Raw genomic sequence first — 24,860 nt, 5'->3', positions numbered from 1 at the left:
GGGACTGCTACAACCCGCACCATTACAGGCTAGTCGCTACATCGAAAAGCGCCGCTTCCGGCAACATATTTCAACACTCAAATCACGATGCGCAGGCACTGGCCTGCGTGATACAGCGAGAACCCGGCCTCATACAGGCAACTGCGCAAGCCCACGCCCGCCAGAGGCTGCATTGGTGCAAAGGGAATCGGCAGGGCTTGCGGATTGCCGTGACACAGGTAATCAGCGAAAGCCTTGCCGACCACGGTGCCGGTGGTCACCCCGCGACCGTTGTAGCCGGTGACAGCCACCAGTCCCGGCGCCGGTTCGAACAAGCGCATGAGGTGATCAGGGGTAAAGGCAATGCGCCCGGTCCAGGTGCACTCCCACTCGACCGGTTTCAGATTGGGAAAATAATGCTGCTGAACGCGGTCGGCCCAGGCCTTGAGAAACCAGGTCGGCTTCTGGTTGCCGTTGCCGAGACTGCCGAGCAGCAGCCGCCCTTCCTTGTCGCGGCGAATGCTGCTCAAGACCTGGCGGGTGTCCCACGAGCCCTGCCCGCCCGGGAGAATCTCTTGCGCGGCGTCTTCACTCAGCGGCACCGAGGCGACCTGATAGTAATAACCGGGAAAGAAGTTGCGCTTGAGTTCGGTCCAGTCGCCTTCGGTGTAGGCGTTGGAGGCGATGACCACCTGCTCGGCCAGTACCGAACCGTGCTCGGTCTGCACGGACCATTGCGGGCCGATGCGCTCAAGACGAGTAACCGGCGAATGATCAAACATCTGCCCACCGAGCCCCTTCACGGCGTTGGCCAGCCCGGTGACATAGGCCATCGGATTGAGCGTGCCGGCGCGTCGGTCGAGCAACGCGGCGGCAATTTTTTGCGTGCCGGTCGCTTGCTCGCACGCCTTGCCGGTCAGCAGCTCAACCGGTGCGCCGCGACGTTTCCATTGCTGTTCGCGACTGCGCAAATCCGCCTCACCCTTGGCGTTGTGCGCCATGTGCAAGGTGCCTTCGCGGCGCAACTGGCAATCGATGTTGTACTTATCCACAAGACTGAACACCAGCGCCGGTGCCGCACCCAACATGCGGTTGAGCTGACTGCCGACCGCCTCGCCAAACCCGGCCTCGATCTCGTCCGGCGGGATCCACATGCCGGCGTTGACCAGCCCGACGTTGCGTCCGGAACCGCCGTGACCGGCCCGATGGGCTTCCAGCACGCAAACGGTCTTGCCTTGTTCCAACAGATGCAGCGCCGCCGACAACCCGGTGAACCCGGCGCCGATCACGCAGACATCGACTTTGACTTCGCCCCTGAGCGCGGTGTTATCCGGCCTTTGCGGCGTGAGTTTTTCCCACAGACATTCTTCGCGTAACGGCATTGCCAGACTCCAACAGAAACCTGCCAAACACAGCAAAATGATCGTTCCCACGCTCTGCGTGGGAATGCAGTCAGGGACGCTCTGCGTCCCAAAAGCGAACGCGGAGCGTCCGGTGAGGCATTCCCACGCAGAGCGTGGGAACGATCGACCTGACCGGAAAGACTCAGTCGAAGGTGATGCCCTGCGCCAGCGGCAACTCCAGCGAATAGTTCACGGTATTGGTCTGGCGACGCATATATGCGCGCCAGGCGTCGGAGCCCGACTCACGGCCACCACCGGTTTCTTTCTCGCCACCAAAGGCGCCGCCAATCTCGGCGCCGCTCGGGCCGATGTTGACGTTGGCGATGCCGCAATCGCTGCCGACCGCCGACATGAATTGCTCGGCCTCACGCACGTCAGTGGTGAAGATGCACGACGACAGGCCTTGCGGTACAGCGTTGTTCAGGCGCAACGCTTCCTGGAAGTCGCTGTAACCGACCACGTAGAGAATCGGCGCGAAGGTCTCGCTGCAGACCACATCGCTCTGTTCCGGCATTTCAACGATGGCTGGCGACACGTAATAGGCATTCGGGAACTGATCTTCCAGTTGGCGCTTGCCGCCGAACACCCGGCCGCCTTCGCTCAACGCTTGCTCCAGTGCGTCCTGCATGTTTTCGAAACTGTGTTTGTCGATCAGCGGACCGACCAGATTGCCTTCCAGCGGATGGCCGATGCGCACTTTCGCGTAGGCGGCTTTCAGACGGGTGACGATTTCTTCTTTCACCGACTCATGGGCGATCAGGCGGCGCAGCGTGGTGCAGCGCTGACCGGCGGTGCCGACTGCGCTGAACAGAATGGCGCGTACCGCCATGTCCAGATCAGCGCTTGGGCCGAGGATCATCGCGTTGTTGCCGCCCAGTTCGAGAATGCTGCGGGCGAAACGTGCGGCGACTTTCGGCGCCACTTCGCGGCCCATGCGGGTGCTGCCGGTGGCGCTGATCAGCGCCACACGCGGGTCATCAACCAGCGCTTCGCCGGCATCGCGACCACCAATGATCACCTGGCAGAGATTCGCCGGAGCATCGCTGAAATTCTTCACCACACGGTCAAACAGGGCCTGACAGGCCAATGCCGTCAGCGGGGTTTTCTCCGACGGTTTCCATACCACCGGGTTGCCGCAGACCAGCGCCAGGGTGGTGTTCCACGCCCACACCGCGACCGGGAAGTTGAACGCACTGATCACACCAACTACGCCCAGCGGATGCCAGGTTTCACGCATATGGTGGCCGGGGCGCTCGGACGCGATGGTCAAACCGTACAACTGGCGGGACAGGCCGACAGCGAAGTCGCAGATGTCGATCATCTCCTGAACTTCGCCCAGGCCTTCCTGGGTGATCTTGCCTGCTTCCCAGGAAACCAGCTCACCGAGATCGTTCTTGTATTCGCGCAACACCTCACCAAATTGGCGCACCAATTCACCGCGACGCGGGGCCGGGACTTTGCGCCAGGCTTCGAACGCATGATCTGCGCGACTGATGTGCTGCTCGACTTCCGCCGGGCCTTCCCAGTTCACGGCGGCGATGCGGCTGCCGTCGATGGGCGAATGCACCGGCACTTTGCCGTTCTGGTACAGGGCCGGGTTCACACCAAGACGATCAAGCAATGCGGCAACCATGGGTCACTCCTCAAGCAAAAAACTGAATGTGTGCGGCCGCTGTTGCACGACCGGGCAGGCCTTTAGTTGTAGCGTCAGTACGGCGAGTCAACAAACGACCTTTACGCGAGATATCATTCCGTTTATTCATGCAGGGCAGAAAGACAAGAAAAAGGATCCACCATGCTGAACAAACGCCACCTGCCGTCGATTACTGCGTTGCAGTGCTTTGAGGCCGTGACCCGGCACCTGAGCTTCACCCGGGCCGCCGAGGAACTGAACCTGACCCAGAGCGCCGTGAGCAAACAGGTCGCGCAGCTTGAGGAATTGTTGCAGCACTTGTTGTTCCGCCGCGTACGTCGGCGTTTGCAGATGACCCCGGCCGGGGATTTGTATCTGGTCGAAGTACGAAAAATCCTCACGCAAGTGGAAATGTCGACGCATTACCTGCGCTCCTACGGCGGCGAGACCGAAGTCCTGCGCGTCTCCACACCATCGACCTTCGGCGCCCGCTGGCTGGTGCCGCGTCTGAAGGGCTGGCGTCTGCGCCATCCCTCGATTCATCTGGACTTGTGCAACGAACAGGAAGCGGATGATCTGCTGCAAGGCCGCAGCGATCTGGCGTTCTATTTTGGTCAGGGCTCACGGCCCGGCACCGAATGCCTGAAGCTGTTCGGTGAAGAGCTGGTACCGGTCTGCGCCCCCGGCAGCCTGCCCGATCAACCGTTTACTGACCCGACGCAACTCACCGATCTGGTGTTACTGCAGAATGCCTCGCGGCCACAGGCCTGGCATGACTGGTTCGACAGTCAGGGTTATCAGACCGAACACAGCTACCACGGACCGCGCTTCGAAACCTTTTATATGTGCATCCGCGCCGCGCAGGTCGGCTGCGGCGTGGCGTTGTTGCCACGGTTTTTGGTGGAAGAAGAGTTGGCCGACGGCAAACTGGTCATTCCCTGGCAGCATGCAATGCCCAGCAGCGACGCCTACTACCTGGCGTACCCGGAACACTCGGCGGAAGTGCCGAAGGTGCGCGATTTTGTGAGGTGGATGCTCGAACAGATCGACGCTCCGGGCTGAAACCCGCCCCCTGTGGCGAGGGGATTTATCCCCGATGGGTCGCGCAGCGGCCCCAAAATCTCAAGAGCGACGACTGCTTTGCAGCCGGTCGGGGATAAATTCCCTCACCACAATTGACCTGACCCAGAACAGAAATCGCTGGCAATTCCCACCGCTGATATGCGCCACTAGCGCCATTGATTGATACCGCGCCAACGCGCGGCGCACCCGGAGACCCGTTTATGAGCGAGAGTGTGTTTGCCGATCGCATCGTGCAGAACCTGCTCGACACCGACTTCTACAAGCTGACGATGATGCAGGCGGTGCTGCACAACTACCCCAACGTCGAAGTCGAATGGGAGTTTCGTTGCCGTAACAGCGAGGATCTGCGCCCGTATCTGGCCGAGATCCGCTATCAGATCGAGCGTCTGGCCGAGCTGAGCCTGAGCGCCGATCAACTGAGTTTTCTGGAGCGCATCAGTTTCCTCAAACCGGATTTCCTGCGCTTTCTCGGACTGTTCCGCTTCAACCTGCGCTATCTGCACACCGGCATCGAGAACGGCGAGCTTTTCATCCGCCTGCGTGGGCCGTGGCTGCATGTGATCCTCTACGAAGTGCCGCTGCTGGCGATTGTCAGCGAAGTGCGCAACCGCTATCGCTACCGCGAAACGGTGCTGGAACAGGCCCGTGAACAGCTCTATCGCAAGTTCGACTGGCTGACCGCCAACGCCTCGGCCGACGAACTGGCGCAATTGCAGGTCGCCGATTTCGGTACCCGCCGCCGTTTTTCCTACCGTGTGCAGGAAGAAGTGGTGAACGTGCTCAAGCACGATTTCCCCGGGCGTTTCGTCGGCACCAGCAATGTGCACCTGTCCCGCGAACTGGACATGAAACCGCTAGGCACCATGGCCCATGAATGGATCATGGCCCACCAGCAACTCGGCCCGCGATTGATCGATAGCCAGATCGCCGCGCTCGATTGCTGGGTGCGTGAGTACCGGGGTCTGCTCGGGATCGCCCTCACCGACTGCATCACCACGGATGCTTTCCTCGGCGACTTCGACCTGTTTTTCGCCAAGCTTTTCGATGGCCTGCGCCACGACTCCGGGGACCCTGTGGCCTGGGGCGAAAAATGCATCGCCCACTACCACAAGCTCGGCATCGACCCGATGAGCAAGACCCTGGTGTTCTCCGACAGCCTGACGCTACCCAGGTCGCTGGAAATCTTCCGCGCGCTGCATGGTCGGATCAACGTGAGCTTCGGCATCGGCACCAACCTCACCTGCGACATTCCGGGTGTCGAACCGATGAGCATCGTGCTTAAAATGACCGCCTGCAACGGCCAACCGGTGGCGAAGATCTCCGACGAGCCAGGCAAGACCCACTGCAAAGACCCCAATTTCGTCGCCTATTTGCGACACGTTTTCCAGGTTCCTGCCGATTCCAGTCTATCTAGCAAGGAGTGAATTCATGCAAGCCGTACAGCGTGAGATTGCTGAACAGCTCAAGGTGCAACCGCCGTTCGCCGACTACAAGGCCCTGCAGGCCGAAGTCGCCCGGCGCATTACCTTTATTCAGGATTGCCTGGTCAATTCCGGGCTCAAGACGCTGGTGCTGGGCATCAGCGGCGGTGTCGACTCGCTGACCGCCGGCCTGCTGGCCCAGCGCGCAATGCGTGAATTGCGCGACCAGACCGGTGACAACAGCTACAAATTCATCGCCGTGCGTCTGCCGTATGAAACCCAGTTCGACGAACACGATGCCCAGGCCTCGGTGGATTTCATCGCCCCGGACGAACGCCACACCGTCAACATCGGCCCGGCGGTGAAATCGCTGGCCAGTGAAGTGGCAGCGTTTGAAGGCAAGCACGCGGTGTCGGTGGACTTCGTGCTCGGCAACACCAAAGCGCGCATGCGTATGGTCGCCCAATACACCATCGCCGGCGCGGCGAACGGATTGGTGATCGGCACCGATCATGCGGCGGAAGCGGTCATGGGGTTCTTCACCAAATTCGGTGATGGCGCTTGCGACCTGGCCCCGCTCAGCGGTCTGGTGAAAAACCAGGTGCGCGCGATTGCACGCAGCTTTGGTGCACCGGAATCGCTGGTGGAGAAAGTCCCGACGGCGGATCTGGAAGACCTGTCGCCGGGCAAACCGGACGAAGCGTCGCACGGCGTCACCTACGCCGAGATCGATGCGTTCCTGCATGGCGAGGCGGTGCGTGAAGAGGCGTTCAACATCATTGTCGCGACCTACAACAAGACCCATCACAAACGCGTGATGCCGTTCGCGCCTTGATTGGCAACGCGCATCGGGTTTCCCGGCCCGGTGCGCGTGACAAACAGGCTTATGCTATTACGGCAATATACTGACAACCCATGATTCGGACTCACGGTCCGCCGTGGACCTCGCAATGAAGCGATATTCTCGACGCTCCAGATGAGGAATATTGACCTCCCAGTCGTTGTTTTTGTCGGCCTGGAACGGAAATAGATCTTGTGGAGGGCTGACGGAACCATCAACGATGTAACCGTGCTCTCCCCGCTCTGCTCGACCTATCAGCTTCAAAGTAGTGAACCGAGTCTCACCCGGGTTTCCAATAGGAACCAGATCATCGCCCCTGACTGATTGTATAAAGAGCTTGGTCTTTTCTCGGACCTGGACTTTCCAAGCGTTGGAACGCTGCTCGGAATCTGACGCTTTTGCAAAGAACACATAATCCTTGATCTCTGACAGTGAAACGCTGGCAGTCCAGTTCCCGTTATCGAGAACCGTTGCATCAGTCAGATAATCATCACCGGCATAAATTTTCAGTCCCAACGTATTTTCGGGTGCTCTGCCACGAAGTTGCAGTTGCAACTCCCCCGTTTCACCGCCGTCAGCAATTTCACCCTGGCTGTCTCTTATGCTGTCGATAGTTAGCAGCAATGCCGGTTTCACGGTAATACGCCACGCAACCGACTGCTGCTCCCCGTCCGGCGTCTTTACAATGAAGTCATATTCCTTTTCTGCAAACGTGTGGGCAGGCGTCTGCCACCGCCCTTCACGAATGTCGAGGCCGCTGAAAACGAGCTGTTCACCATCATAAAGATCTAATTTGCCTGCCCCGCGGGAAAACCAGCCGAACAATTGCAGTTCGGGGTCATACGTACTACCACCATTTTCAATAGGTCGCAGAGAGTCCCTGATTTGATCTATCCCCAGATCCACTCTCGGATTGACCGTGAAAACCCGTTGTTCCGAAGGGAACGTCAAATCATCCGTCTTCGCTTGAATAGCATGCAAAGTGGGCTTGAGATTCACCAGTTCCGCGATCCAGGTACCCGATTGCGTTGCAATCACATGCACGCTGTAGACGCCTCCTACAGTCGATCCTACACGGACGGAAATAAAAGGAGACGCTCGCCCGGTCACGGTTACTTGAGTTTCGTAAGTAGTGCCATTTTGTAGAATTTCCCCTTTGGAATCTCTGACAACGTCAATGAAGACCGGACTGGGGGCCTTCATATTGATCCTCCAATCATCCGACGGTAGACCATCGCCACCTGTTGCAGTGAGAAAATACATCTTCACTTCGTTTGCAAAGGGTCTGGCTTTCCAGTTTCCCAAGTCGTCAGCTGAAACCGTATCAAGCAGGCGCCCTTCATCCTTGATATGGATCTGATCAAAAGGTTGCCCCCTGCCGAATATCGTCAATAATGCGTCGGTAGTGTCAGCGCCAGACTCCAGGAGTCGTTCGTTCGTATCCTCCACCCTATCGATCGTCGTCTGATTTTCTTGACTGCGCATCATGAAGTTCCTTTTCGCGAAAAATGAAACCTCATTCAGCTTCGTTTCGCGTAACTCGTCTACTGTCAGAAATTACAGGGTGGTACGTTTTTCCGACCAACGGTCTCCGAGAAACCAAGGCAAAAAAACACTCCAAATCAGATGCAAAAAAACGCCGCTGCGACCATGCCGCAACGGCGTTTCCAGTGAAAGCTGCCCCCTGAATTACTTCAGGGTCACAGTGCCTTTCATCATCGAAATGTGGCCAGGGAAGGAGCAGAAGAAACCATATTTTTCGTTGGCATCGAGCTTCGATACATCAAAGGTCAGCGAATCGGTTTCCTTCGCGCCGATGATCTTGGTATGCGCGATGACGCGAGCATCACCGTCCTTCAGGTAGTTCTTGTCGATCCCGGCAGCCAGGCCATCGGTAGCGATAGGCTGCATGTCAGCTTCTTTGCTGATCACCAGGTTATGCCCCATGACGTTCTTCGGCAGGCTGCCGGAGTGGGTCAGCTCGACGGTGAAAGTCTTGCAGCTCTTGTCGATCACGATTTCCTTGGTGTTGAAGGACATCTGATCGGTGGAGTCAACGGTGGTTTTGCACTCGGCAGCCATCAATTGGCTGCTGGCCAGCGCCAGCAGGGATACCGCAACAACTTTGGAAAACATGGTGAATCTCCAAGGCAGGGTTAACAAAATCACGAATGGTTGAAAGACTGCCTGAAATCTTCGCAAGTTCCTATGACTTGAGTCAAAAATTGTATACAACTTTCAGGCTATGACACTCATCGACACAATCTAACGGCCAGATTCTCCGGCCAGCACTATGATCGGCGCATCTACTGAGACGGAGTGCCTGTCATGTTCTTTAACGGTCTGTTGTGCAGTTTGCTTGCCGCCTACGCCTGTGGCGCCAGCGGTACCTTTGAATCGCCGGAACGCGAAGTCTAGACCTTGGATCAAGGCGTGCCAGCCAGTACCCTGTGACGGATTGACCCAGGAGAAAGGCATGTCTCTGAAATCCGTGTGTGTATTTTGTGGTGCCAACGCTGGCACTGTTCCGGCTTATACCGAAGCTGCTGTTGCCCTTGGCAAGGCCCTCGCCGAGCGCAAGCTGACGCTGGTTTACGGCGGTGGCGCTGTCGGCTTGATGGGGATTGTCGCCGACGCCGCGCTGGCCGCTGGCGGTGAAGTGATCGGCATCATTCCGCAGAGCCTGATGGACAAGGAAATCAGCCACAAAAGCCTGACGCGTCTGGAAGTCGTCGACGGCATGCACGCCCGCAAGGCACGCATGGCCGAACTCAGTGACGCCTTTATCGCTCTGCCAGGCGGCCTTGGCACGCTGGAAGAACTGTTCGAAGTCTGGACCTGGGGCCAACTCGGCTACCACGGCAAGCCGCTGGGCTTGCTGGAAGTGAACGGTTTCTACAGCAAACTCACTGCTTTTCTTGACCATATCGTCGGCGAAGGCTTCGTTCGCGCGCCACACCGTGACATGCTGCAAGTGAGCGAATCGCCGCAAACACTGCTCGAGTCTCTGGATAACTGGCAACCGACCGTCACACCCAAGTGGGTCGATCAGAAACCCGGCTAACCGTCGGGCACCGATACAGGGCAGAATACGCGCCGCTCAACCTCACCTTCGACCTAGAGGATCGCCCATGGCCAAACCCAATTATTCCTTCGCCAAACGTCAACGAGACCTGGCAAAGGAGCAGAAGAAAGAGGAAAAGCTTCAGCGCAAGAAACAAACCGCTGAAGAAGCAGCACTGAACCCTGAGGGTGAAGTGGCAACAGAAGATGATGTTGATGCAACCGAAACACCGAAAGATCAGGCGCCTGACGCCTGAGCCCCACCGGGTTTGATCATCGAATCAGACCCAGCGGATTTGTGACGGGGCTGGCGGCTCGACTGCCGGCCCTCACAGCCTTCACTCCTCAGAATTCGATACGAAACCCTGTGGGAGCGGGCTTGCCCGCGATGGCTGCGGCACATCCAACAAAGTCGTCACAGATACTCCATCATCGCGGGCAAGCCCGCTCCCACAGAATTCGTTATCACTCATTCAATGGCATTACCGTAACGCGGACCTCGGGATCGTGGCTGCCGCCACCGAGTATCACCCCACGCAACGGCGACACATCGGAAAAATCCCGCCCCCACGCCAATGTGATGTGCTCCAGCGCAGGCCGCACGTTATTGGTCGGATCAAAATCCACCCAGCCCAGTACCGGGCAAAACACCGAAACCCACGCATGCGACGCATCGGCACCAATCAGCCGTGGCTGCCCCGGTGGTGGCTGCGTGAGCAAATACCCGCTGATGTAACGCGCCGCCAACCCTCGCGAACGCACACAGGCCAGCATCAGGTGGGCGAAGTCCTGACAGACACCACGGCGCCGCTCCAGCACTTCCACAAGTGGCGTTGCCACCTGGGTCGCTTCGGCATCAAAAGTGAATTCGCTGAAGATCTTCTGCATCAACGCCTGCACGCCCAGCATCAAGGGCTGGCCCGGTGGAAAACAACTCTGCGAAAACTCGACGAAGCTGCGTTTCAAATGCACGTACGGTGACTGAAAACGGTAGCGGCACGCCTCAAGCAACTCGGCAGACAACGGCTGGCTGCTGTAGGTCAGCGCATTGCGCGTCAGCTCCCACGCTGGCGACTGAGTGAAATCCAGCGCCGGCCGCGCCAGCACTTCGACGGTAAGGCGAGCATTGACCTGCAACTCATCATGCGGTCGCTCGAACGCCAGCCGGGTCAGCGGATTGCCGAACACATCCAGCTCATCACGCCGAGCCGTCGGCTCCGGGCTGATCAGCAATTGCTGCTCGGTGCAGCGCTGCCAGCTGCACTCGCGCGGCCACAGGTGCGCCAATTGCTGCGCCAGGGAAACCGGGCTGTCGTAGTGATAACAGGTGTCGTGAAAGATCTGGTAATGCGCGTTCATCAGACGGACACCGTACGCTGACTGACATCATCGACGTGGGCGAAATGGCGCAGGGCCAGGCGATCCGACACCTGTCCGCTGGCATCGGCAATGTCTTGAAGCAGATCCGCCAGGCCATCAAGCGCCGCACGAACGCTGGACGCGCCGAACAACGGATTCTCCAGACAGGCCAGATCAAATCGCGCCAGACGCTCGACCAGTTGCGGCAATCCGGTTTCCCGTGGCACGCCGAAATCATCGTTCAAGCGCTTCAAGGTGCGGGTCACCAGTTTCAACTGGAACAGCACCGCATGCGGGTTCTGTTCATCGAGCAGCAACAGGTCGAGCACCGGAATTAATTGAGCCACAGCCAGATAACGGGAACGGTAGGTGATGCTGCTGTTGCCCAACTCCAGCAGCCATTCAAGACCTGCCTGATCAAACGCCCCGGCCCCGCGCAGGAACGCCGCCAGACTGCTGCTGAGAAACTGCAGGCGCTCGATGCGCCGACCGATCATCAGGAAGCGCCAGCCTTCGTCGCGGGTCATGTCGTCGAGCGCGAAACCCGATAGCGCCGCCAGCGACATCACCAGACGGTTGAGAAAATCCAGCAGTTCGCCGAAGTCCGGCTCGTCGGTGTCCAGCTCCATCGCTTCGCGCTGCAATTCGACCAACGCCTGCCAGTTCTCCCGCGAGAGCTTGCCGCGCACCTGCGAGGCCGCCCACTGCAAGCGTTGCAGGTTGGAGCGCAGGCTGAATGACCAGTCCTCGCCCAGCAACGCCGCCAGCAATCGCTCCGGCAACTCGCCCTCCTCCGGCAGCAGCATCAGGCGCTCGCCCAGTTCGACAGCCGCCTGCAAGGCTTGCGGATCGTCGCCATCGACATAGCGTGCGAGCATGATCCGCAGCAGTCGCGCACTGTCATCGCAACGCTCGCAATAACGCCCGAACCAGAACAGGTTTTCCACCACTCGCGATGGCAAATAGGGATCGCGGCGCACCAGATCGTGCACGCCGACATTGCGTTGGGTTTTCCATTGCTCGCCACTGGGCGGTCGATCACCCAGCACCCACGTGTCCTTGCTCGCGCCGCCGCGCTGCATCGACACCACTTCGGCATCCGCCTCGGCAGCCACGCGGGTCAAACCACCGGGCAGCACTCGATAACCTTCTTGACTGGCTGTCGCGTAAACACGCATGCCGATGGCTCGCGGTTGCAGCTGTCCGTCCTCGGCCTGCCAGATCGGCGCCTGCGACAGCTGGGCCAGTTCTTGCGCTACATATGCATAAGGTCGCGCCTGCATGCGCTCGGCGAGGGACTGGCGCTGTTTTTCACTCAGATCACGGCCAAATACCGGTGCGAAACTTTGTGAGGGAAACGCCGGTTTGATCAATAGCTCAGGCAGTTTTTCCAGCGCCTGGGCCAATACTGGCGCCTCGCCACACCACCAGGTCGCAATGGACGGCAGGATAAGTTCTTCGCCGAACAGGAATTGGTTGATCCTGGGCAGAAAGCCGAGCAAACCCGGCGACTCGAGCACACCGCTGCCGAGCGCGTTGGCGACCAGCACCCGTCCCTGGCGTACCGCCTCAAGCAAGCCGGGAACGCCCAGCGCAGAGTCCGTGCGCAACTCCAGCGGATCGCAGAAGTCGTCATCGAGCCGGCGCATGATTGCGTGTACCCGGCGCAGGCCGCTGAGGGTTTTCAGGTACACCGTGGCATCGCGCACCGTGAGGTCGCCGCCCTCTACCAGCGGATAGCCGAGCTGGCGCGCCAGATAAAGATGTTCGAAATAGCTTTCGTTGAATCGTCCCGGCGTGAGCAATACCACCAGCGGCGCGTCATCGTCGCAGGGCGCCTGCCGGACCAGGGTTTCCTGCAAGGTGCGAAAGAACCCCGCCAGATGCTGCACTTTCAGATCACGGTACAACTCGGGGAAGGCGCGGGAGACGATGGTGCGGTTTTCCAGCGCATAGCCCGCACCCGACGGCGCTTGCGTGCGATCTGCGGTGACCCACCAGCGCCCGTCCGGCGTGCGCGCCAAATCGACCGCGTATAGATGCAGAAACGCTCCTTCCGGCGGCGCGATGCCCTGACAGGGCCAGAGAAAATTGTTGTGCCCGAAGACCAGTTCCGCCGGCAGCAGGCCTTCGCTGATCAAGCGTTGCGGCCCGTACAGATCGGCCAGCACGGCATTGAGCAACCGCGCCCGCTGGGCAATCCCGGCCGACAGTTGCTGCCACTCATCCGCCGCAATCACATGGGGCAGCAGATCCAGCTCCCACGGGCGATCTGCACCTTTGGGGTCGGCATAGACGTTGTACGTGACGCCGTTTTCCTGAATCTGCCGCGCCAGCAACGCCTGACGCTGCACCAGTTGAGCGGGTGTGCTGCGCTGCAATTGATCGAACAGCCGTTGCCAATGCGGACGCACCGCACCACTGCTATCAAGCAGTTCGTGATAAGTGCCCGCCGTCAGCGGGTAGCGGTCTAGCAGGTCAGGCATGGAAAGCTCGGCAGACAGCAAGGAACGGTCAGACTAACGCAGGCACATGACGCGCGGATATACGAAAAATCCGCGTGTCGCGTGCGATTCAGAAACGTCGTAAATCGAGAGTCATGGGTAGCTCGTCGGAGATGGCCAGATCAGGTATAGGAAGTTTCCCAGGCGTGTGTCCGATCCGGAAAAACCGCGCCATGCGCCGGCTCTCCGCTTCGTTGGCGTTTACCGGCAGCGTCTCGTAATTGCGCCCGCCCGGATGGGCGACGTGGTATTGGCAACCACCCAGAGAACGGCCCATCCAGGTGTCGAGCAAGTCGAACACCAACGGTGCATGTACCGCAATCGTCGGTTGCAAGCAGTTGGCCGGTTGCCAGGCGCGATAACGCACGCCTGCCACGAACTCGCCAACACGCCCGGTCGGATGCAGCGGCACCGCAACGCCATTGCACGTCAGCAGATAGCGCTGCGGCGGCAAGCCCTTGAGCTTGACCTGCAAGCGCTCCAGCGATGAATCGACGTAACGCACCGTGCCGCCCGTCGCACCCTCCTCCCCCAGCACATGCCACGGCTCCAGCGCCTGACGCAGCTCCAGTTCGATGCCATTGACGGCGTAATCGCCGACCTTGGGAAAACGAAACTCCAGATGCGCCGCAAACCATTCCGCCCGCAGCGGATAGCCAGCGCTATTGAGCTCGGCGATCACGTCGGCGAAATCCTGCTCGATAAAGTGCGGAAGCATGAAGCGGTCGTGCAACTCAGTGCCCCACCGCGCCAGCTTCGGCGGCGCATAGGGTTCGCGCCAGAAGCGTGCGACCAGCGCCCGCAGCAACAATTGCTGAGCCAGGCTCATGCGCGCATGCGGTGGCATTTCAAAGGCGCGCAATTCCAGCAGGCCAAGCCGCCCGGTAGCGCCGTCCGGCGAATAGAGTTTGTCGATGCAAAACTCGGCTCGGTGCGTGTTGCCGGTAACGTCGATCAGCAAGTTGCGCAGCAGGCGATCCACCAGCCACGGTGCACATTCCTCACCTGGCTTGGGCATCTGCGCGAAAGCGATTTCCAGTTCGTACAGTGCGTCGTTACGCGCTTCGTCGACCCTCGGCGCCTGAGATGTCGGGCCGATGAACAACCCGGAAAACAGATACGACAACGACGGATGGTTGTGCCAATAGCTGATCAGGCTGCGCAGCAGATCGGGACGGCGCAAAAACGGCGAGTCCCCAGGCGTCGCGCCACCGAGGACGAAGTGGTTACCGCCGCCCGTACCGGTATGGCGACCGTCGATCATGAACTTTTCAGTGGTCAGGCGCGTCTGCCGCGCCTCTTCATAGAGAAACTCGGTGCGCTCGACCAACTCATCCCAGGTCGCCGACGGCTGCACGTTGACCTCGATCACGCCCGGATCCGGGGTGATGCGAAAATTACTCAGACGCCCATCACTCGGCGGCTCGTAGCCTTCCAGCAGCACCGGGCAATGCAATTCTTCGGCGGTGGCCTCGATGGCCGCGACCAACTCCAGATAATCCTCGACTCGCTCCAGCGGCGGCATGAACAGGTACAAGCGCCCTTCGCGGGCCTCGGCGCAGAACGCGGTGCGGGTCAGCCAATCGGCGGACTCGTCGATCTGCGGCGCACGCTCGTCCGCCGTTGCCGTTTCGCCATGACTGTTGAGCTGTGCGGTATCCGGCAGCGCCGGGAAGTCCTGATTCGGGTCCTGAGCATGAATAAACGGATACTCGGCCGCTTTTACCCAAGGCTGCGAGCCCAACGGCAAACGGTAGCCCAACGGTGAATCCCCAGGCACCAAGCGGCAATGCTCGTCGCGCAGATACCAGCGCCCGCTCTGCCATTGATCGCCCTTGGCGGTGCGTGCCAGCGGTAGCACTTGGCCGATCACCTTATCGAGGCCCTGACTGAAGACCTTGCGCAGCCGCGCACGCTCCAGCGGCTCTTCCAGACGCGAATCTTCGGCGCTGACGTTGCCGGGCAATGTGCCCTCGCGCCAGAGGTAATAGAAATTGTCCTCGTAGGCCGGGAATACAAACCGCGTGGGAATTTTCAGGCGTTCGGCGACGCTCCTCAGAAAGCGTCCGGCCAACTCACCATCAGCGCCGTAATCTTGCTGTTCGTCGGCAATCAACGCGGCGTTTTGCCAGATCGGCACGCCATCGCGGCGCCAATAGCAATTGAGCGACCAGCGCGGCAGTTGCTCGCCCGGATACCACTTGCCCTGGCCAAAATGCACCAGACCTTTGGGGGCGTAATGCTTGCGCATGCGCTGGAACAGTTCGGCGGAGAGGCGGCGCTTGTCCTCGCCCAAGGCTGCCGTGTTCCACTCGGCGCCATCCGGGTCATCGATTGACACAAAGGTCGGCTCGCCGCCCATGGTCAGGCGCACGTCGCCGTCCAGCAGGTCAGCGTCGATCTGCCGGCCCAGGGCTTGAATCGCCAGCCATTGCTCGTCGGTATAGGGCTTGGTGACACGCGGCGCTTCCCAGATCCGTTCAACCGACATTTCGTGGCTGAACTGTGTCTCGCAGGGTTCGACCATCCCGCTGATTGGCGCTGCCGAGGACGGATCGGGACTACAGGCCAGCGGAATATGTCCTTCACCGGCAAATAACCCGGAAGTGGCATCGAGGCCGATCCAGCCTGCGCCCGGCAGATACACCTCACACCAGGCGTGCAGGTCGGTGAAATCCACCTCGGTGCCGGACGGGCCGTCGAGGCTTTTCACGTCCGCCGTCAACTGGATCAGGTAACCGGAGACAAATCGCGCCGCCAGCCCGAGGTTGCGCAGCAGTTGCACCAGCAGCCATGCCGAATCGCGGCAGGAGCCGGAGGCGTGTTCGAGGGTGTGTTCCGGGGTTTGTACGCCCGGCTCCATGCGGATCAGATAATTGATGTCTTCGCTCAGACGCTGATTGAGCGCGACCAGAAAATCCACCGCAGGCAATGGCGTGCGGTCGATGCCGTCCAGATAGGCCTGGAACTTTGGCGTCAGCGGCAATGTTTCGAGGTATGGCGCCAGCTCTTTGCGTTCATCGGCAGCGTAGGTGAACGGGATTTTCTCGGCATAGGGTTCGAGGAAGAAGTCGAACGGGTTGAACACCGCCATCTCGGCCAGCAGATCGACTTCGATCCGTAGCTCATCGGTTTTCTCGGGGAATACCAGCCGCGCGAGGTAATTGCCCTGCGGGTCTTGTTGCCAGTTGATGAAATGCTGCTCGGGCGAGACTTTCAGCGCATACGAGAGAATCCGCGTGCGGCTGTGGGCGGCCGGGCGCAGGCGGACGATCTGCGGGCCGAGTTCGACAGCGCGGTCGTAGCGGTAATGCGTGACGTGATGCAATGCGACATGAATCGACACGGCGTGCCTCCTGCGAGCCTAAGCGTATTCGAAAGCGCGCAAGACTTATGCCATGCAGTGGCTTGGGCGCTTTCCTGGAATGCTTAGGGGAGTACAGCACCAAAATCGGGCGATGCGGGGAAATGGTTTGGCGAGTTTGCGCCTAAATGTGGCGAGCAGGTGTTTATGGGGTGTCTGACCTGACGCCATCGGTGGCAAGCCAGCTCCCACAGATTTCTCTGTCGCCCACAGAACCGTGGCCACTAAAGATCCCTGTGGGAGCTGGCTTGCCAGCGATGAGGCCAGTGGTAACAACACATTTCGGGAGACCTGAAATGCAAAACGCCAACCCGAAGGTTGGCGTTCTGTTTTAGCGCGGTACGACCGGCTTGCGAGCCGGCTTCGGCCCTTTGCCCTTGGCCGCGTCTTTACGCTCCTTGGCGGCCTGCTGGTTGCGGGCAAATGCCGCAGCCTTGGCCTGTTCACGCTTGTCCCAAGGATTACCGCCATCACTGGCACGCGGCGGCAGACCGGTGTGCTGAGTGAGGATCTTGGTGGTCTTCTCTTTGCCTTCCTTCGCGACTTTATGGCTGCCGGCCGGTGTCGAGTTCTTGCGACGGGCGCTCTGGTAGCTGTCGGTGGCCGGCTGATGCAGCGGAATCAGCTGATCCTTGCCTGGACCGATCAAGTCGCTACGGCCCATGCGTTGCAGCGCTTCACGCAGCATCGGCCAGCCTTTCGGGTCGTGATAACGCAGGAACGCTTTGTGCAGACGACGCTGCTCTTCGCTCTTGACGATGGTCACGCCGTCGCTCTTGTAGGTGACCTTGCGTAGCGGGTTCTTGCCCGAGTGGTACATCGCGGTGGCGGTGGCCATCGGCGACGGGTAGAACGCCTGCACCTGGTCGGCACGGAAACCGTTGCCCTTGAGCCACAGGGCCAGGTTCATCATGTCTTCGTCGGTGGTGCCCGGGTGGGCGGCGATGAAGTACGGAATCAGGTACTGCTCTTTGCCCGCTTCCTTGGTGTACTTCTCGAACATGCGCTTGAACTTGTCATAGCTGCCGATGCCCGGTTTCATCATCTGGTTGAGCGGACCTTCCTCGGTGTGTTCCGGGGCGATCTTCAGGTAACCGCCGACGTGGTGGGTCACCAGCTCCTTGACGTACTCCGGCGACTCGACCGCGAGGTCGTAGCGCAGGCCGGAAGCAATCAGAATCTTCTTCACACCCGGCAACGCACGGGCGCTGCGGTACAGCTGAATCAGCGACGAGTGGTCGGTGTTCAGGTTCGGGCAGATGCCCGGGAACACGCACGAAGGCTTGCGGCACGCGGATTCGATTTCCGGCGTCTTGCAGGCGATGCGGTACATGTTCGCGGTCGGGCCGCCGAGGTCGGAAATGACGCCGGTGAAGCCCGGCACCTTGTCACGGATCTCTTCGATTTCGCGAATGATCGACTCTTCGGAACGGTTCTGGATGATCCGGCCTTCGTGCTCGGTGATCGAGCAGAAAGTGCAGCCGCCGAAGCAGCCACGCATGATGTTCACCGAGAAACGGATCATGTCGTAGGCCGGGATCTTCTCCTTGCCGTACGCCGGGTGCGGAACACGCGCGTAAGGCATGCCGAACACGTAGTCCATTTCTTCAGTGGTCATCGGAATCGGCGGCGGGTTGAACCAGACGTCGACTTCGCCATGCTTCTGCACCAGCGCACGGGCGTTGCCCGGGTTGGTTTCCAGGTGCAGCACGCGGTTGGCGTGAGCATAAAGAACGGCATCGCCACGGACCTTTTCTACCGATGGCAGACGAATCACGGTCTTGTCGCGGGTCATGCGCGGGCTGGCCAGGATCTGCACGACCTTGGCTTCCTGCGGATCTTCGACCGGACCCTTTTCCTGCTCGATGGCGCAGGCCTGAGTGTCCTGGGTATTCACGTACGGGTTGATGATCTTGTCGACCTTGCCCGGACGGTCGATGCGCGTGGAATCGACTTCGTACCAGTCTTTCGGCGTATCGCGGCGAATGAACGCGGTGCCGCGCACATCGGTGATGTCTTCGATCTTGTGCCCGTAGGACAGACGCTGGGCGACTTCGACAATCGCGCGTTCGGCGTTGCCGTATAGCAGGATATCGGCGCTGGCATCGATCAGGATCGAGTTACGCACGCGATCCTGCCAGTAGTCGTAGTGGGCAATGCGGCGCAGAGAGGCTTCGATGCCACCGAGCACTATCGGCACGTGCTTGTAGGCTTCCTTGCAGCGCTGGCTGTAAACCAGGCTCGCGCGGTCCGGACGCTTGCCGGCCATGCCGCCCGGGGTGTAGGCGTCGTCGGAGCGGATTTTCTTGTCGGCGGTGTAGCGGTTGATCATCGAGTCCATGTTGCCGGCCGCGACGCCGAAAAACAGATTCGGCTCGCCGAGCTTCATGAAATCGTCTTTGGACTGCCAGTTCGGCTGCGCGATGATCCCGACGCGGAAGCCTTGCGACTCCAGCAGCCGGCCAATGATCGCCATGCCGAACGACGGGTGATCGACGTAGGCATCTCCCGTAACAATGATGATGTCGCAGGAATCCCAGCCAAGCTGATCCATCTCCTCCCTGCTCATCGGCAGGAACGGCGCTGGCCCGAAACATTCGGCCCAATATTTTGGATAGTCAAATAACGGCTTGGCTGCTTGCATGTCGGACGACCGGTGTTGAGATGAAAAATCGCGGGCGCGGAATATAGCACAAAATTTGACCAATTCCGACGGCAGTGGTCGGTTTCTCTCCGGGCTCGTGCCATTGGCCCAAAAACCGCCCGACCGCGCACATTTCTGCACCGCGACCCGCGCCAGTCGAACCCGATACACCGTTGCCCTCCGGGGCAACGCGCCCACTACGACAACCCTTCAAGGATGAAGAAATGTCACCCAAACCGCCCACTAGAGGCACTGTCACCGTAGAGATCCACGCTCGCCCCGGCGAACCGGCAGGCGGGTCTGCGCCAAGGCGCGATACAACAACGCCTGTCGATTCCAGCCCCGCGACGGCGATAGCGGCACCGCGTGTCGTGCGCCCGGGCAGAACACCGGCCGCCGTCGACCTTGATGCAATCCAGCCAGTGCCCGCCATCACCATCCAGCCAACACCCGCGCCGCTGCCCGCAGCCGTATCCGGGCCAATGCCGCTGACGCATTACCGGATCAGCACCGATGCGCATCTTCCGCCAGCCAATGAGCAGGGCTTGCGAACCTACAAAGGTCGCCAGTACGTCGATGTTCCCGGCGGCACCGTACAAGTCGCGGCAATTGCGGAAAACGGCCCGTATCGCGCCCGGCTGGCGAGCGAGCTGAGCCCTTCCGGGCCCGTGCTGGTGAGGGCCGCCGACGGCAAACTCTGGCACCCGTCAGTGGAGCCTGCCGCCGAGATGTTGTATTCGTTGACCGAAGCACGTCTGCAAGGCTTTCTCACGGATCTGGACTTCACAGATGTCGAGCCCGACAGCCATGGGTTGCACAGCTTCGACGGCAAACGCTACGCGGTGATTGAACGTCGCGCCTATCAGGTTCTGCATGATCCCGAGGCCTCCACCGCGCAGATTTCGGTGATGCGTATCGTGCGCCCCGACGATGCGGTCGCCGCAGACGGCGACAACCGCTTTATCGCCACACGCCCGGGAAGATCCGAGCCGATCGTGTTCGATGAACAACACGGCTGGCGGGGCATCGTCATTGCCGGTGCAGGCGGGATGCGCCGCTCGAAACCCGACAAGGTGCAACGTCTTACCGCAGCTGATCTGATACTCGAGTTGCAGACCCAGACCGAGTTGATCCATCAGGGCGCAACGCGTATTGACGATCTGGACGCTGCCTGGCGTGTGGTGAAAGGCACAGAACTCGAGAAAGGCGCACTCGTCCAGCTCGAAGTACAGCTTCATCGACAACTGGCAGCGTTGGAGAAGGCCGCCAACTTCTACATCAATGAACGGGATACCCTGCAACCCCTCAAAGGCAGCGCCCTCTACGCCAGCGACCTGCACAACATTCAGAAAAAACGCATTGAAGCCTATACACGGCTCATGAGTGCCGGTGATTCACGCAAGCGGCTGGACATCTCTTTCTACAATGATCCTTTCGAGGCCTATCGCTCGACGGTCAATTACCTGAAAAGCAAACTGGCCCTGCTGGAAAAGCGCCAGCAGATTGCCCTCGACATACTCAAGCGAACGCGTGCGTCGGAAAGCGAACTGATCGACCTCGGGTTCTACCCGACAGAAATCCATGAGACCAAGGCGTTCTGGGTCGATGCCAAAAGCCGCTTGCTCACCGATGTGCCGATTACCGACAACAACTTCAAACCGATCCACCTTGCTTACGCTTTTACCGAAACAACGTTTGCCTTTCGTGACATCGACAGTATCCCGGTGGCGGCACGCATCGCGGTGCTGAGCAACCTGGTCGACCAGTGCGCGGCGATCAGAGCCTCGTACGAAGACCTCGAACTGCCACCTGGGCCGGTGCATGCCAGCTCGCGGCAGGAAATCATCGACGCCATTCAGGCCTTTGAAAACACCCTCGAAAACCGCATCGCTGTCGATCACCGCGACCTTGAAAGAACCACGTCGCTGCCATCACAGGATCAGTCGATCGATTTCGACTTCATTCCTGCACAACGCAAAAACCAACCGGCACCGCAAGCGAAAAGAATGTTTCGCAGCAAACACCACGGTGTCTACAAGATCCGGGTCGGACAGACACGCCGCAACGCCTTGGGCGAAGAGTTGATCGATGTCATGGATCCGCACAACCCGGCAAAGGTCATGCAAACCTACGAGCGCCGCGAAGGGGAATGGCAGCGGTTGGTGGCCACGCAAGAAAGAAATCTGTCGACCCTGATCACCCAGGCCGGCGTGCATCTGGAACAGACCGAGACGCACCTCAATACCGCCCGCAAGGATGAGCGGGCAAAACGCAACGCCACCAACATCGTCGAGCAACTGGGTGATGCCGCCGAAGCGCTAGACGACCTCGGTCGACAGATCGAACGCGCGCCGAACCCGGCGAAAAACGACATCGCCGTGCTCGTTCAGCGCCTGCGGCAAGACAGTGAGCGCTTGCGCCGCGAGGGCGAAGACATCCGGATCCGCTTGTACAAGGACAAGTCCTTTCTGAGCGCCGACCGGGTGGCGTATCTGATCAGCCAGGATCACCTGAGCGTGAGCAAAATCCAGGTACGGCTCGAGCAAGGCAGGGGCAAGTACAAACACTTCATCGATATCTATTCGCTGAACGACAGGCATACGGGCGAGCCGTTGTGGCAGGCGCATTTCCATTACGAAAAACGCAACAGCGCCGCGCTGGATTTCATGGTCAAGGGCGGTCACCTCAAGACCCTTGCACAAAGCGCGACGGGCAGTAACTCGCAACGTCGGGATGAGCAGGCCGGGCGGCCGCATGTGGCGATCTGGCGGGAAACCCTCGATGGTCGAACGGCACAGAAAATCTTCGAACTGGCGCCCTGAGACCGTTACAAAAACCAGCCCCCCCCTCTTCAAGGATGAAGACATGTCACCGAAACCACCCGCAAAAGGCGTCACCCGCGTAGATGTCCATACGCGCCCTGGCGAACAGCCAACCGGCCCTGTACGGCGCCCGATTGACTCCCCCACCGCACGCGCTGTGCGTACCACTCAACGATCGGACAGCACGCTGGCCGACGCTGACCTGGAGGCAATCACTCCAGCGCCAACCGTAAGCATCAGTCAGCCTTTATCCACCCCTGAAGTGGTCAATCCGGCATCGCAACAACCGCTCAGGCGTTACTGGATCAGCGCCGAGGCCCAGCTTCCGCAAGCTGACGCCGAGGGATTCAGGACTTTCAGGGGACGGCGTTACGGCAATGTGCCGGAGGGCGGCGTCGTGCATATCGTGACCGAGCCGGAAACAGGCCAGTACCAGGCAAAACTGCCGAGCGAATTACAGCCTTCTGGTCCGATGCTGTCCTACGACCTCGGCAGTCAGCTGTGGCGCCCGCTGGCTGATTTTGCGCCCGTCACCTACCCGTTGCCGGTCGGTCGCCTGCTGGGTTTTCGCACTGACCTGGATTTCACCGGCGTCGAGCCCGGCCCTGACAAGCTGTATCGCCATCAGGGAAAACTGTACGTGGTGATCGACAAGCACGCGTATCAGATTCTCCATGATGAGGATTTTTCCTCGCCGCAGACACCGGTCAAGCGCATTGTCCGGGCAGAGGATGCTGTCGCCCGTGACGATCAGAACCTTTACGTCGCGACACGCCCGGGCCGCTCGGAGCCGATTGTCCACGACGCGGTGGAAGGCTGGGTGGGCATTCTGGTCGGTGGCATAAGCGGCATGCCGAGGGCCAGAAAAAGCAGCATCGCGGCAACGGCAGTGGCCAGTCTGGAGCTGCGCCTGAAAAACGACACGGAGGCGATCAATCAGGCGGTAGTGGATTCCAGGCAACTGGAAACCGAGTGGCGCGAGGCAAAAGGCAAAGAGGGCGAAAGAGGCGCAGCGATTGCGATGGAAGTACAGATTCGCCGATTGATGCTTCTACTGGATGACTCCGCCAGTTTTTACCTGAACCAGCGCGAGGCGTTGGCCATGGTCAAAACCAGCACCGTCTACAAAAAGGAGTTGATCGAAAGGCAGATAGCGCAAATCGCTGCCTACACCCGCCTGATGTTCGTCAGGGATGCGCGGCATATGCAGGAACTGCGCACGCCCGTGGATATTCTCGAGGCCTATCGCACGGCCGCGACCTATCTGGCGAACAAACTGACGCTGATGGAAAAACGCCAGCAAATCGCAAGTGACGTCCTCAAAAGCTCGCCCTCGTCACAGAGTGAATTGACCGAAGTGGGTTTCGACCCCACTGATATTCACGCCGTGACCGCACGCTGGGTTGATGCGCGCAGCCGTCTGCTGACGGAAGTGCCGATGGGTGCAGATTTTGTTCCGGCGCAACTGGCGATCGCGTTCTCGGAAGCGACCACCGCTTTTCAAGCCATCGAGCGCATGCCCGACGACGCCCGAATCGCCGTACTGAGCATGTTGCTGGACCAGTGCGCGGCCATCCGCGCTTCTTACGAACGTTTTTCCCTGCCGCCTGATCCAGCGCATGTGAACTCGAGAAACGAAATCACCCAGGCGATACGAGCCTTCGAAAATGCCCTGGAAGAACGCCTGGCGCGCTACCACCATGATCTGGAAAGAACCATGGCGCTACCGATCCACGACCAGCCCATCGACTTCGACTTCATCCCGGCCCAGGAGCGTACCGGGGTAACGCCACCGCCCAAGCGAGTATTCCGCGCCCGCCATCATGGCAACTTCAAGATCTGTATCGGCCAGCCTCGGCGAACCCCGGCGGGCGATGAAGTGATTGATGTGATGAGCAGCGACAACCCGACTCAAACGTTGCGAACCTATGAACGCAAGGAAGGCGAATGGCAAAGGATCGTCGCAACGCAAGACAAGACCCTGGGCGCCCTGATGGCAGAAGCCGACGACAGCCTTGCAGCCGTCGAGGCACACCTGGCCAGTGCCCGCCAGGACGAGAGAGCGAAGGAAAGCGCAGGCAACATACTCGATGCACTGGGTGCCAAGGCGGAAGAACTCGATGACTTGCGCGTGCAGATCGAACAGTCGCCCAACCCGCTCGCCACCGATTTAGAGCCGCTGATCCAGCGCCTGCGCCAAAGCAGTCAGCGCTTGCGCAGCGAGGGCGAAGACATTCGCGTACGCCTCTATAAGGACAAAACCGTTCTGAGTACCGACCGGGTGGCGTATCTGATCAGCCACGGTCACCTGAGCGTCAAGCAGACCCACGATCGGGTCGAGCGAGGCAAAGGCCAGCAAAAGGAATTTCTCAGCATCTACTCGGTGAATGACAGGCAAACCGGTGATCCCCTATGGCATGTCCACTTTCATTATGAAAAGCAGGACAGCCCGGCGCTGAACTTCAAGGTCAAGGGTGGCCATCTGAAAACCCTCGCGCAAAGCCGATCCGGCGTGACATCGCAGCGTCTGGATGAACAGGCCGGCAGACCTCACGTGCGCATTTGGCGCGAAACCATCGATGGCAGGACCGCGCAAAAAATCTTTGATCTCGCGAACTGAACAATTGCACCGACCGGCACAGCAGTGCCGGCCGGTAACCGGTCATATCCCGTTTTAACTCGGCAATGACGCCGAAAACTGCTCAGCAATTCCCTTACGGAAACTGACGCAACACTATTCAAGG

At 59.7% G+C, this 24,860-nt stretch carries 15 protein-coding genes; 7 read left to right on the top strand and 8 right to left on the bottom strand.

Annotation, left to right across the window (positions count from 1 at the left end; genetic code table 11):
* Positions 1-77: 77 nt before the first annotated feature.
* Together amaA and amaB are read right to left on the bottom strand one after the other, a co-directional pair.
* The gene (gene amaA, locus KI231_RS02975) at positions 78-1,361 is read right to left on the bottom strand and encodes an L-pipecolate oxidase (RefSeq protein WP_103304686.1); all 1,284 of its coding nucleotides are present in this window, start codon (positions 1,359-1,361) and stop codon (positions 78-80) included.
* A 163-nt stretch (positions 1,362-1,524) separates the two neighbouring features.
* The gene (amaB, locus tag KI231_RS02970; RefSeq protein ID WP_103304685.1) at positions 1,525-3,015 is read right to left on the bottom strand and encodes an L-piperidine-6-carboxylate dehydrogenase; all 1,491 of its coding nucleotides are present in this window, start codon (positions 3,013-3,015) and stop codon (positions 1,525-1,527) included.
* A 162-nt stretch (positions 3,016-3,177) separates the two neighbouring features.
* Between amaB and KI231_RS02965 the strand changes: the two genes are divergently transcribed.
* From KI231_RS02965 to nadE, 3 genes are all read left to right on the top strand, one after another.
* Positions 3,178-4,077 (top strand): LysR family transcriptional regulator, encoded by a 900-nt coding sequence (locus KI231_RS02965; protein WP_213027389.1) that lies wholly within the window; start codon positions 3,178-3,180, stop codon positions 4,075-4,077.
* A 221-nt stretch (positions 4,078-4,298) separates the two neighbouring features.
* Positions 4,299-5,522, top strand: coding sequence for a nicotinate phosphoribosyltransferase (pncB, locus tag KI231_RS02960; protein WP_103304683.1), 1,224 nt, complete (start codon positions 4,299-4,301; stop codon positions 5,520-5,522).
* Between the two features lie 4 nt (positions 5,523-5,526).
* A complete protein-coding gene (nadE, locus tag KI231_RS02955) occupies positions 5,527-6,354 on the top strand; it encodes an NAD(+) synthase (RefSeq protein WP_103304682.1) in 828 nt (275 codons plus the stop codon).
* A 57-nt stretch (positions 6,355-6,411) separates the two neighbouring features.
* On the opposite strand, the gene KI231_RS02950 is transcribed toward nadE, so the two are convergent.
* Together KI231_RS02950 and azu are read right to left on the bottom strand one after the other, a co-directional pair.
* On the bottom strand, positions 6,412-7,845 hold the full coding sequence (locus KI231_RS02950) for a hypothetical protein (protein WP_213027388.1): 1,434 nt from the start codon (positions 7,843-7,845) through the stop codon (positions 6,412-6,414).
* Between the two features lie 204 nt (positions 7,846-8,049).
* Positions 8,050-8,496: an azurin gene (gene azu / locus KI231_RS02945; protein WP_103304680.1), complete on the bottom strand. Its 447-nt coding sequence runs from the start codon at positions 8,494-8,496 to the stop codon at positions 8,050-8,052.
* A gap of 340 nt (positions 8,497-8,836) precedes the next feature.
* Here azu and KI231_RS02940 point away from each other — a divergent pair, with 340 nt between their 5' ends.
* Positions 8,837-9,424 (top strand): cytokinin riboside 5'-monophosphate phosphoribohydrolase, encoded by a 588-nt coding sequence (locus tag KI231_RS02940; RefSeq protein WP_213027387.1) that lies wholly within the window; start codon positions 8,837-8,839, stop codon positions 9,422-9,424.
* Between the two features lie 67 nt (positions 9,425-9,491).
* Positions 9,492-9,680 carry a hypothetical protein gene (locus tag KI231_RS02935; RefSeq protein ID WP_095121840.1) on the top strand — a complete coding sequence of 63 codons (189 nt, stop codon included), beginning with the start codon at positions 9,492-9,494 and terminating at the stop codon, positions 9,678-9,680.
* 208 nt (positions 9,681-9,888) lie between these two features.
* On the opposite strand, the gene KI231_RS02930 is transcribed toward KI231_RS02935, so the two are convergent.
* From KI231_RS02930 to KI231_RS02915, 4 genes are all read right to left on the bottom strand, one after another.
* Positions 9,889-10,782 carry a transglutaminase family protein gene (locus tag KI231_RS02930; protein WP_213027386.1) on the bottom strand — a complete coding sequence of 298 codons (894 nt, stop codon included), beginning with the start codon at positions 10,780-10,782 and terminating at the stop codon, positions 9,889-9,891.
* A complete protein-coding gene (locus KI231_RS02925; RefSeq protein ID WP_213027385.1) occupies positions 10,782-13,268 on the bottom strand; it encodes a circularly permuted type 2 ATP-grasp protein in 2,487 nt (828 codons plus the stop codon). Before KI231_RS02925 ends, KI231_RS02930 begins: the two co-directional genes overlap by 1 nt.
* A gap of 88 nt (positions 13,269-13,356) precedes the next feature.
* Positions 13,357-16,632 carry a transglutaminase family protein gene (locus KI231_RS02920; protein WP_213027384.1) on the bottom strand — a complete coding sequence of 1,092 codons (3,276 nt, stop codon included), beginning with the start codon at positions 16,630-16,632 and terminating at the stop codon, positions 13,357-13,359.
* Between the two features lie 349 nt (positions 16,633-16,981).
* Positions 16,982-19,294, bottom strand: a complete 2,313-nt coding sequence (locus KI231_RS02915) for a YgiQ family radical SAM protein (protein WP_103304675.1) — start codon at positions 19,292-19,294, stop codon at positions 16,982-16,984.
* A 224-nt stretch (positions 19,295-19,518) separates the two neighbouring features.
* On the opposite strand from KI231_RS02915, the gene KI231_RS02910 reads away from it, so the two are divergent.
* Positions 19,519-22,116, top strand: coding sequence for a hypothetical protein (locus KI231_RS02910; protein WP_213027383.1), 2,598 nt, complete (start codon positions 19,519-19,521; stop codon positions 22,114-22,116).
* A 43-nt stretch (positions 22,117-22,159) separates the two neighbouring features.
* Positions 22,160-24,736: a hypothetical protein gene (locus KI231_RS02905; protein ID WP_213027382.1), complete on the top strand. Its 2,577-nt coding sequence runs from the start codon at positions 22,160-22,162 to the stop codon at positions 24,734-24,736.
* The last annotated feature ends 124 nt before the right edge of the window (positions 24,737-24,860 follow it).

This window comes from Pseudomonas sp. Seg1 (assembly GCF_018326005.1).
Taxonomy (GTDB): domain Bacteria; phylum Pseudomonadota; class Gammaproteobacteria; order Pseudomonadales; family Pseudomonadaceae; genus Aquipseudomonas.
This window is presented reverse-complemented; position numbering and strand designations above follow the sequence as displayed.